The sequence below is a fragment of the Micromonospora sp. NPDC002411 genome (assembly GCF_053592955.1).
Genome location: NZ_JBSFBM010000249.1, coordinates 1 through 10048, shown reverse-complemented (window position 1 = coordinate 10048; position 10048 = coordinate 1). Strand labels below are relative to the sequence as shown.

Annotated in this window: 7 protein-coding genes and 1 pseudogene; 5 read left to right on the top strand and 3 right to left on the bottom strand. The window is 71.5% G+C overall.

The window, feature by feature from the left end:
* From ACWCO3_RS25115 to ACWCO3_RS25100, 4 genes and pseudogenes are all read left to right on the top strand, one after another.
* Positions 1 to 730 (top strand): annotated as a pseudogene (locus ACWCO3_RS25115) (class I SAM-dependent methyltransferase); the annotation flags it as partial.
* The gene (locus tag ACWCO3_RS25110) at positions 727 to 1494 is read left to right on the top strand and encodes a cytidylyltransferase domain-containing protein (RefSeq protein WP_450012337.1); all 768 of its coding nucleotides are present in this window, start codon (positions 727 to 729) and stop codon (positions 1492 to 1494) included. The pseudogene ACWCO3_RS25115 and the gene ACWCO3_RS25110, both read left to right, overlap by 4 nt.
* The gene (locus tag ACWCO3_RS25105; RefSeq protein WP_358163245.1) at positions 1491 to 2552 is read left to right on the top strand and encodes a PseG/SpsG family protein; all 1062 of its coding nucleotides are present in this window, start codon (positions 1491 to 1493) and stop codon (positions 2550 to 2552) included. The genes ACWCO3_RS25110 and ACWCO3_RS25105 overlap by 4 nt, the downstream gene beginning before the upstream one ends.
* A 144-nt stretch (positions 2553 to 2696) precedes the next feature.
* The gene (locus ACWCO3_RS25100) at positions 2697 to 3332 is read left to right on the top strand and encodes an alpha-ketoglutarate-dependent dioxygenase AlkB (RefSeq protein ID WP_450012335.1); all 636 of its coding nucleotides are present in this window, start codon (positions 2697 to 2699) and stop codon (positions 3330 to 3332) included.
* Between the two features lie 25 nt (positions 3333 to 3357).
* Here the strand turns inward: ACWCO3_RS25100 and ACWCO3_RS25095 are convergent, their stop codons facing one another.
* The 3 genes from ACWCO3_RS25095 to ACWCO3_RS25085 form a co-directional block, all read right to left on the bottom strand.
* A complete protein-coding gene (locus ACWCO3_RS25095; RefSeq protein ID WP_145784321.1) occupies positions 3358 to 3876 on the bottom strand; it encodes an RNA methyltransferase in 519 nt (172 codons plus the stop codon).
* Positions 3877 to 4195: 319 nt separating this feature from the next.
* The gene (locus ACWCO3_RS25090; RefSeq protein ID WP_145784323.1) at positions 4196 to 6679 is read right to left on the bottom strand and encodes a DNA gyrase/topoisomerase IV subunit A; all 2484 of its coding nucleotides are present in this window, start codon (positions 6677 to 6679) and stop codon (positions 4196 to 4198) included.
* 32 nt (positions 6680 to 6711) lie between these two features.
* Positions 6712 to 8769 (bottom strand): DNA gyrase/topoisomerase IV subunit B, encoded by a 2058-nt coding sequence (locus tag ACWCO3_RS25085; protein WP_357932140.1) that lies wholly within the window; start codon positions 8767 to 8769, stop codon positions 6712 to 6714.
* Positions 8770 to 9021: 252 nt separating this feature from the next.
* Between ACWCO3_RS25085 and ACWCO3_RS25080 the strand changes: the two genes are divergently transcribed.
* A complete protein-coding gene (locus ACWCO3_RS25080; RefSeq protein WP_357932137.1) occupies positions 9022 to 9750 on the top strand; it encodes a hypothetical protein in 729 nt (242 codons plus the stop codon).
* Positions 9751 to 10048 lie beyond the last annotated feature (298 nt).

The following is a 10048-nucleotide window of genomic DNA, read 5'->3' as shown; positions in this document are numbered from 1 at the left end:
CCGCGACCTGGCGAGCCTGCGCACGCTGCTGCACGGGTACGCGGGCTGGCTCGCCGGCCAGGCCGACGGCGACGGCCGGATCGCCGGGGCGGCGGCGCTGGCCGGGACCGACAACGTGGTGGTCGACGGCGAGCGGTACGCGGTGCTCGACCCGAGCTGGCGGGCCACCGGCGCGTTGCCGGCCGACGTGGTGCTGGCGCGCGGCCTGTGGCGTTTCGCGGCGGGTCTGCTCACCGGCGGGTACGCCCACCCATGGTCGTCCACCCTCGACGTCCCGGGTCTGACGGTGGTGCTCGGCGGCCTCGCCGGGCGCGAGCTCGACCGCGCGACCGTCACCCAGGCGGTGGAGACCGAGGCCGCCATCGCCGCCGCCCTGCACGGGTTGGACCTCGACGGCAGGATCAACCTCGCCACCGACCTGCAGACCGTCGCACCGACCGATCCGCCGATCGGCTCGCGCAGCTACCAGCAGCTCCGTGAGGCGTGGCTGCGCCAGCGCGAGGAGATCACCCGGCTGGCCGCGTTGACCGCGTGGACCGAGGAACTGCTCACCTCACGGGAACGGGCGCTGCGCCGAGCCGAAACCACAATCGGTCTGCTCAGCGGCTCGATCAGCTACCGGGTCGGCCGGCTCGCCATCACCCCGGCACGGCTGGCCAAGCGGGGCGCCCGCGCCGCGAAACGGCGGGCCACCGCCGTGCTCGCGCCGAGGCAGGAGGAGCAGCAGTGACCGGGACGGCGGCGACGGACCACGCCGACGCGGCGCCCAGGATCACCGGCATCGTGCAGGCACGAATGGGGTCGTCCCGACTGCCCGGAAAGGTGCTCCGTCCGCTCGCCGGGCGTTCCGTGCTGGGCCGGGTGGTCCGGGCCGCCTCCGACAGCGGGGTCCTGACCGATCTGGTGGTCGCGACCAGCACGGACAGCATCGACGACGCCGTGGCGGCCGAGTGCGAACGGCTGGGCGTGCCGTGCCACCGAGGGCCGGTCGACGACGTGCTGGAGCGGTTCCTGGGTGCGCTCGCGGCGCACCCCGGGGACGCGGTCATGCGGTTCACCGCCGACTGCCCGCTGCTCGACCCGGAGATCATCACCCTGGTCGCGTCGGTGTACCGGGCGGTCCCCGGGCTCGACTACGCCAGCACGTCGATCGCCCGTACCCTGCCCCGAGGGTTGGACGTCGAGATCATCCGGGCGGAGACGCTGCGTACCGTCGGCCGGCTCGCCACCGACCACCACCGCGTGCACGTGACGTCGTACGCGTACACCCATCCGGAGCTGTTCCGGGTGCTCGGCGTGACGCTCACCCCGGACCGCTCCGGGCTGCGGCTGACCCTCGACACCGAGCAGGACTGGGCACTGGTCAGCGCGGTCGTCGACCACTTCGGTGACGTCAACGTGCCGCTGGCGAAGCTCACCGACTGGCTCGACGGGCAACCCCACCTGCGCGCGCTCAACGCCGACGTACGGCAGAAGCAGTTGGAGGAGTCCTGAGCACGCTACGGGTCGGGTTGCGCTGCGACGCCGGGCCACGACGAGGCGTCGGCCACCTCGTCCGCTGCCTGGCGCTCGCCGAGGAGTTCCTGGCCCGAGGCGCCCACGTGGCCGTGTTCGGCACCGTCGAACGGCTCGACTGGGCCACCGCCGATCTCGCCGCGCGGGGCATCCCCCTGTACCCGGGCCCGGACACACCGGACGGGCTGGTCGAGGCAGCCCGCCGACACGAGCTGGACGTGATGGTCCTCGACTCCTACGATCTGGACCCCGCCGGGGCGGGAGCCCTCCGCGACGCCGGCGTGTTCACGCTCGCCGTGATCGATGGGGACAGCCGGGGCCAGGTCGCCGACCTCTACCTGGACCAGAACTTCGGAGCGCAGCTACCGGAGCTGCCCGGACGGCTGCTCGCCGGCAGCGGATACGCCCTGCTGCGCGACTCCGTGATCACCGCCCGACCACAGGTCCCCCCGTCCCCCACGGCGGTCAGCCGCCCCCGGGTGCTGGCCTTCTTCGGCGGAACGGACGCCGTCGGCGCGGCCCCGGTGCTGACCCGGGTGCTGGTGGCCACCGGCCATCCGATGGACCTCACGGTCATCGTCGGCCGACCGGAGATCGAGGCCGAGGTGGAGGACGTCACCCCCGGTCGTGGGCAGGTCGTCCGACCGGTTCCGCCCACCACCTCGCTGCCGACCCTGATCACCGAAGCCGACCTGGTGGTCAGCGCCGCCGGCACGTCCACCTGGGAACTCTGCTGCCTCGGCGCACCCGCCGCCCTGGTCTGCGTGGTCGACAACCAACGCGAGTCGTACCACCGGGTGGTGCGGCACGGCCTGGCCGCCGGTCTCGGCGAGCTGCCGGAGTTGACCGCCGCCGGAGTCGCCGGACGGGCCGCCCGTGCGGCGGCGGCGCGGACCCTGCACGGGCTGCTCAGCTCACCGCAGCGGCGCGCGACCCTCGCCGGCCAGGCGTGGTCGACAGTCGACGGGCAGGGCCGGGCCCGGGTCGTGGACGCGGTGTTCGATGCCGTCCGCCCGCCTACCGCCGCGACGCTGTGATCGACTCCAGGCCGGCGATGTGGGGGTGTCTGGCCAGCGGGATGGCACCACCTCGCCGAGGTGGCGTCGATCATCCCGCGGGGAAGCGGACCGGCGCGACGTCCGACTAGCACTGGTGTACGAAAGTGCTGCTAGGGTGGCCGTATGCCGCAGGCCGCCTATCAGCCGTCGATGCTCGACCTGACCGACACGGGGCCGACACTGGGGCCGTTGCCCGGCCAGATCCGCCGACACCAGCTCAGCCGGGGCGCCTGGGTCGACCACCTCCCCGGCTGGGTGCACGGCTCCGACACTGTCCTCGACACCCTGCTCACCGAGGTGCCCTGGCGGGCCGAACGCCGCACCATGTTCGACAACGAGGTCGACGTGCCCCGCCTGCTCTGCTGGTACGACGCCGACCGGCAACTTCCCCACCCGGTGCTCACCGCCGCGCGAACGGCGCTGACCAGGCACTACGCGTCCGAGTTGGGCGAGCCCTTCGTCACCGCCGGCATGTGCCTCTACCGCTCCGGTCGGGACAGCGTGGCCTGGCACGGCGACACCATCGGCCGCTCCGCGCACACCGACACCGTCGTCGCGATCGTCTCCTTCGGCGCGCCCCGACCCCTGCTGCTCCGCCCGCGCGGCGGTGGCGACAGCCTGCGCTTCCCGGTGGGCCACGGCGACCTGATCGTGATGGGCGGCTCCTGCCAACGCACCTGGGAACACGCCATCCCGAAGACCACCCGCCCGGTCGGCCCCCGGGTGAGCGTTCAGTTCCGCCCTCACAACGTCGCCTGATCGCCTTCTCGTTCGACAGGCACCCTCAGAGCATGCCGGCGAGTTTGTAGAGGACCAGCGAACCGGCGACGGCCACGTTCAGGCTCTGGCCATGCCCGATCATGGGGATCTCCACTGCCGCGTCCAACTGGTCGAGGGCCTCGGGCGGGATGCCGCTCGACTCGTGCCCGAGCAGCACCACGGTGCGCCCCCGAGCGGCGGGCAGGTCACCGAGTCGGACGGCCTCGTCGGCCAACTCCACCCCGAGGATCCGGGCGCCACCGGCCCGTTCGGCGGCCAACCACCGCAGCGGGCTGCCGACCCGGTGGACGCAGCCCGGCCGGCGCAGGGTGTTACCGCGGGCCAGGGCCTCGTCCACCCACCGGAACGGCGGCACGGCCAGGCAGGCGCCGACCGCGTCGCAGGTACGCAGGAGGGTGCCCAGGTTCGCACCGTGCAGCGGCCACAGCGGGGCGGCGATCAGGTGCCCCCAGCAGCGATGTTGACGGGGTCGGCGGGCGGCACGCAGCTCGCGCGGCGGACGAACCCGGATGGCGGCGCTCACGCCGCGTCGGCGACTCCGCCGGACACAAGAGAGGTCATGTGAGAGGCGCTTGGCGGCGCGCCCGGGCCATCGTCGACAACAGAACCCTCATCCTAACGCGCATACCCCCTCCGCATGATCGTGCTCGATCAAGGATCGAGTGGCATCGCCACGTCGGTGATGCCACTACAACCAGGATCGAGCACGATCATCGGCGCTGTGAACGCCAAGATCCGCGCAGCTTCAGGGAAACTGCTGCCTGCCGCACGCCGGAGGCAGCAACGTCCCCGACGTTGCGCGGATCTTGAGACCAGGCGCGTCGGACACGCCGTGTTCGCGGTCAGTCGCGTTCGATCAGGTGGCCCACCACCGTTGGGCCGAGCATCACCGCGAAGCCGGAGCCGTCGCGGCGGGGGTCGGCCGCCGGCAGTTCGACCGGCTCACCCGTGCCGGTCGCGCCGACCGGGCGCGGGCCCACCCAGGCAACCGCCACCTCCGTCTCACCCTTGAGGAAGCGGTGCGCGCGGACGCCGCCGGTCGCCCGGCCCTTCGCCGGGTACGCCTTGAACGGCGTCACCTTGACCGTCGCCCCGGTGGAGGTGACGACCATCGGCTCGCCATGCCCCGGGTCGTCGGTCCGCACCGCCCCGAAGAACGCCACCCGCGCCCCGGTCGGCAGGTTGATGCCGGCCATCCCGCCGCCCTTGAGGCCCTGCGGACGGACCAGCCCGGCGGAGAAGCGCAGCAGTGCCGCGTCCGAGGTGACGAAGGTCAACGTCTCGTTGCCGTCGGTCAGCCAGGTCGCCCCGACCACCTCGTCGCCGTCGCGAAGACCGATGACCTCGAACTCGTCGGAACGCACCGGCCACTCCGGAGCACAGATCTTCACCACGCCCAGCCGGGTGCCCAGGGCCAGCCCCGGAGAGCCCTCCGCCTGCCCGCCCAGCGGGGCCAGGCCGACGACGGTCTCCCCCGCCTCCAGCGGCACCAGCTCCGCCGCGGACATGCCACCGCGCAGCGACACGGTGCCCGCCTGCTCGGGCAACACCGGCAACGGCAGGACGTCGACCTTGAAGGCCCGACCTGCGCTGGTCAGCAGCAACACCCGACCACGGGCGGTGGAGTGCACGATCGCGCGTACCGTGTCGTGTTTGACCCGGCCGTTGCGTCGGCGCCCCTCGGCGCTCTCCTCCGACTCGGCCGCCGTCCGGGCGACCAGCCCGGTCGCGGACAGGATGACCTGGCAGGGGTCGTCGGCGACCTCCAGCGGGCCGGCCGGCGCGGACGCGGCCAGCACCTCCTTCAGGTCACCGTCGACAAGTGTCGTACGCCGTTCGGTGCCGAACTGCTTGACCACTGCCGCCAGCTCGTCGGAGACCACCTTCCGGAGCACCCGCTCGTCGTCGAGGATCGTGCTCAGCTCGGCGATCTCGGCGCGCAGCCGCTCCTGCTCGGTCTCCAGCTCGATCCGGTCGAACTTGGTCAACCGGCGCAGCGGAGTGTCCAGGATGTAGGTGGCCTGGATGTCGGAGAGACCGAACCGGCTCATCAGCCCGTCCTTCGCGGCCTGCGCGTCGTCGCTGCCCCGGATCAACCGGACCACCTCGTCGATGTCGAGCAGCGCGATCAGGAGACCGTCGACCAGGTGCAGCCGCTCCTGGCGCTTCCGCCGACGGTACGACGTGCGCCGGGTGACCACCTCGTACCGGTGGGCCAGGAAGACCTCCAGCAGCGCCTTCAACCCCAGCGTGCGCGGCTGCCCGTCGACCAGGACCAGGTTGTTGACGCCGAACGACTGCTCCAACGGGGTAAGCCGGTAGAGGTCGGCGAGCAGCGCCTGCGGGTTGACGCCCACCTTGCACTCCACCACGAGGCGGGTGCCGCTCTCCCGGTCGGTGAGGTCCTTGACGTCGGCGATGCCGGTCAGCCGCTTGGTCTTCGTGACCTCGTTGGTGATCGCCGCGATGACCTTCTCCGCGCCGACTCCGTAGGGCAGCTCGACCACTGTGATCGCCTGGCGACCCCGGCTGCCCTCGATCGGGCCGATCTCCACCTTGCCGCGCATCCGCACCACGCCGCGCCCGGTCTCGTACGCCCGACGCACCTCGTCGAGGCCGAGCAGCACGCCACCGGTGGGCAGGTCGGGGCCGGGGACGAACTCCATGAGTTTGTCCAGGGTGGCGTCCGGGTGGTTGATCAGCCAGCGGGCGGCCTGGACGACCTCGGCGAGGTTGTGCGGGATCATGTTGGTGGCCATGCCGACAGCGATCCCGGACGCGCCGTTGACCAGCAGGTTGGGGAAGGCCGCCGGCAGCACTGTCGGCTGGGTCAGCGAGCCGTCGTAGTTGGGCTCGACGTCGACGGTGTCCTCGCCCAGCTCACCGACGAGCAGCATGGCCTCGCGGGACATCCGGGCCTCGGTGTAACGAGAGGCCGCCGGGCCGTCGTCGGGGGAACCGAAGTTGCCGTGACCGTCGATGAGGGGCACGTTGAGCGAGAAGTCCTGCGCGAGGCGGACCATCGCGTCGTAGATCGCCGTGTCGCCGTGCGGATGATACTTTCCCATTGTATCCCCGACAATTCGGGCAGACTTCACGTGCCCTCGGTCGGGGCGGTAGCCCTGCTCGTACATCGACCAGAGGATGCGCCGGTGCACGGGCTTGAGGCCGTCGCGGGCGTCGGGCAGGGCGCGGGAGTGGATGACCGAGAAGGCGTACTCCAGGTAGGAGTCGGAGACCTCGGTGACCAGCGGATTGTCGAAGACCCGCGCGCCGGCCTGGTCGAACGAGGAGAGGTCGACCTTGTTTTCCTTACGGCGTGCCATGACTCAGCTCTCCACTCGAACGAAGCGTGGGCTCATGCGTCGATCGCTTCCCGGTCGACCCGGTCGGCGGAGTCGATCAGCCAGTTGCGGCGCGGCTCGACCTTCTCGCCCATCAGCAGCTCGAGGATCCGCTCGGCGGCGTCGACGTCGTCGAGGGTGATCCGGCGGACGGCACGGGTGGCCGGGTTCATCGTGGTGTCCCACAACTCGTCGGCGTCCATCTCACCGAGACCCTTGAAGCGCGGAATGGGGGTGACAATCTGCTTGCCGGCCTTCTCCAGCTTGCGGACCGTCGTCTCCATCTCGGCCTGGGTGTAGGTGTAGACGGTCTGCGGGTTGCGCCCCCTGGTGGTGATCTTGTGCAGGGGCGGCATCGCGGCGTAGAGCCGACCGGCCTCGATCAGCGGGCGCATGTAGCGGGCGAAGAGCGTGATCAGCAGCGTACGGATGTGGGCACCGTCCACATCGGCGTCAGCCATGATCAGCACGCGGCCGTAGCGGAGCGCGGAGAGGTCGAACGTGCGCCCCGAGCCGGCCCCGAGGACCTGGACGATGGCGGCGCACTCGGCATTGTCCAGCACCTGCTGGAGGTTGGCCTTCTGCACGTTGAGGATCTTGCCCCGGATCGGCAGCAGCGCCTGGTATTCCGACGAGCGCGCCATGCGGCTTGTCCCGAGGGCGCTGTCACCCTCCACGATGAACAGCTCGCTGCGGTCGATGCCCGTCGCGCGGCAGTCGACCAACTTCGGCGGCATGGACGCGCCCTCCAGGGCGGTCTTGCGCCGGGCGGCGTCCTTCTGCTGCTTCTGCGTGAGCCGGACCCGGGCCGCGTCGACGATCTTCTGCAGGACCGTGCGCGCCTCGGCCTTGGTGCGCCGATCCTCCAGCCAGGCCTTGACGTGGGCGTCGACCAGGCTCTGGATGACCTTGGTGATGCCGGTGGTGGACAGCTCGTCCTTGGTCTGGGAGGTGAACTGCGGCTCCGGGATGCGCACGTGCACCACGGCGGTCATCCCCTCCAGGACGTCGTCCAGGGTGGGCGGCTCCTCCTTGGCCTTGAGCAGGCCGCGGGTGTTGCGGACCGCGTCGGCGAGGGAGCGGACGAGGGCCCGCTCGAAGCCCTTGCGGTGGGTGCCGCCGTGGGCGTTGCGGATGGTGTTGGTGAAGCACTCGACGGTGCGCTCGTAGCCGGTGCCCCAGCGGAACGCCACCTCGACCTCGGCGCGGCGCTGCACGTTGGACTGCATGACGCCGTTGGCGTCGGCGGCGTTCTCCCGGTAGGTGCCCTCGCCGTTGACCAGCAGGGTGCCGGAGACCGGCCGATCGCCGGCCGGGGCGAGGAACTCCACCATGTCACTGAGCCCGTTGGGATAGTGGAACCGCTCCTCGGCAGGCGTCTCGCCGGTCAGGTCGCGCAGCAGGTACGTCACGCCGGGCACCAGGAACGCGGTGTTGCGCAGCTTCATGCGGACCGCGTCGACGTCGAGCGCGGCGCCGGTCTCAAAGTAGCGGGCATCGTGCCACCAGCGGATCGAGGTGCCGGTGCGCTGGCCACGCTTCACCGCGCCGACGACCTGGAGGCCGGGACCGGCGGTGAAGGGCGCGTCGGGCCCGTCGCCGTCGAAGATCCCTGGCACGCCGTGCCGGAACGACATCGCGTGGATCTTGCCGGCGCGGCGGACGGTCACGTCGAACCGGCGCGACAGCGCGTTGACCGCCGAGGCGCCCACACCATGCAGACCACCGGAGGTCTTGTAGCCGGAGCCGCCGAACTTGCCGCCGGCGTGCAACCGGGTGAGCACCAGCTCGACGCCGGAGATGCCGGACTTGGCGTGCACGTCGGTGGGGATGCCCCGGCCGTCGTCGTCGACCTGCACCGAGCCGTCGGCGTGCAGAATCACCTCGACGGTGCTGGCGTGACCGGCGACACCCTCGTCGGTGGAGTTGTCGAGGATCTCGTTGACGAGGTGACCCACGCCACGGCTGTCAGTGGAACCGATGTACATGCCGGGCCGCTTGCGGACGGCGTCCAGCCCCTCAAGGTGGGTGAGGTCATCGGCCCCGTACAGGGTGTCAGGCTCTGCGGTCAACTGGTCGTACTCCCCGGTCTCGGCGGTGTGCAGCCGGTCACCGGCGACATCAGCCGGCGTGGCGCGCCGCAGCGAGCCTAGCCCGAGGCTAGGACAACTGTCGGAGGCCCCGCGCGACCCGCCGCGTGTGGGTGCGCGGACGTGAGCCAGGAAACAGCCTCCGGGTGATCATGGGACCACGCAGAGAGACCGTCGCCGGTACGCTCACGACGATCGCGGCCGATCGAGCGGACGAGTCAGGAGGCGGTCGGGGTGGATGAGACGACACGGGCGGCTCTGCGGCGCTCCCTCGGCACCCGGGCCCGACGCTGGCTGCTCGCCGGCACCCTACTGGCGGGGCTGCTCGCCGCCGTGGCGCTGGTCGCGGCGGCTGCTCCCGCCGACCGGACGTTCGCCGCGCTCTCCGAGACCGTGCAGAGCCTGATGTCGGTCGTGACGCCGCTCTTCGGCATCCTGCTCGTCCGGGACCTGCGCGGGGCGCGGGCCGACCGCGGCGTCCGACCGGGGTCGCCAGCCCAGCCCGGCCCGGTCCGGGTCCTGCCCAGTGTGCTCGCGGTGGGGTTGCCGGCCGTCGTCATCGCCGTCGCCGGAGTGCTGATCTGCGCCGCGACGCTAGCCCTCACCCCGACCGACGTCGCCGACGAGCCGTGGCGGCATGCCGGGACGGTAGCGGTGGGCAGCGTGCTGGTGCAGATCGTCGCCGGGCTGGTCGGCACCGGGCTGGGTCTGCTGCTGCGCTCGACGGTGGCCGCATTCACCGGCACGATCGTCCTGCCGCTGGGCCTGTTCGCGCTGCTGAGCGGCGTGCCGGCCGCGCAGCCGTGGCTCACCCCGCTCGGCAGCGTGCGCAACCTGCTCTCCGGGGACATGAGCCTGCTGCGGTGGGCGCAGTGGTTGTGCGTACTGCTGCTGTGGGGTGTCGGTCTGAACCTCGCCGGAGCGATGGCGCTGAAGCGCCGCGGCGGCCCGGCCGGCAGCTAGCCCGGCGTCCCTCACCCGGCGAACGCGGGTCCGCCTCGGCGAGGCGGGCCCGCGTTCGCGTGCGTGTCTTTCATCGAACGAATCTGTTACGGGCCATTGACGCCCGTTGCACGGGGGTGATGTGATCTCGCTCTCAGAGAATCTTTCATCTTTCGATGGATGGGGGCCCCATGCCCAGGTTCCGACGTACCGCGCTCGCCGCGGGACTGACGATCGCCATGGCAGCGCTGTCGACTGATCGCGGCGGCGATGGCCATCGTGGCCTCGCTGGTGGTCGGCACGCTCCTGGCGGTGCTGC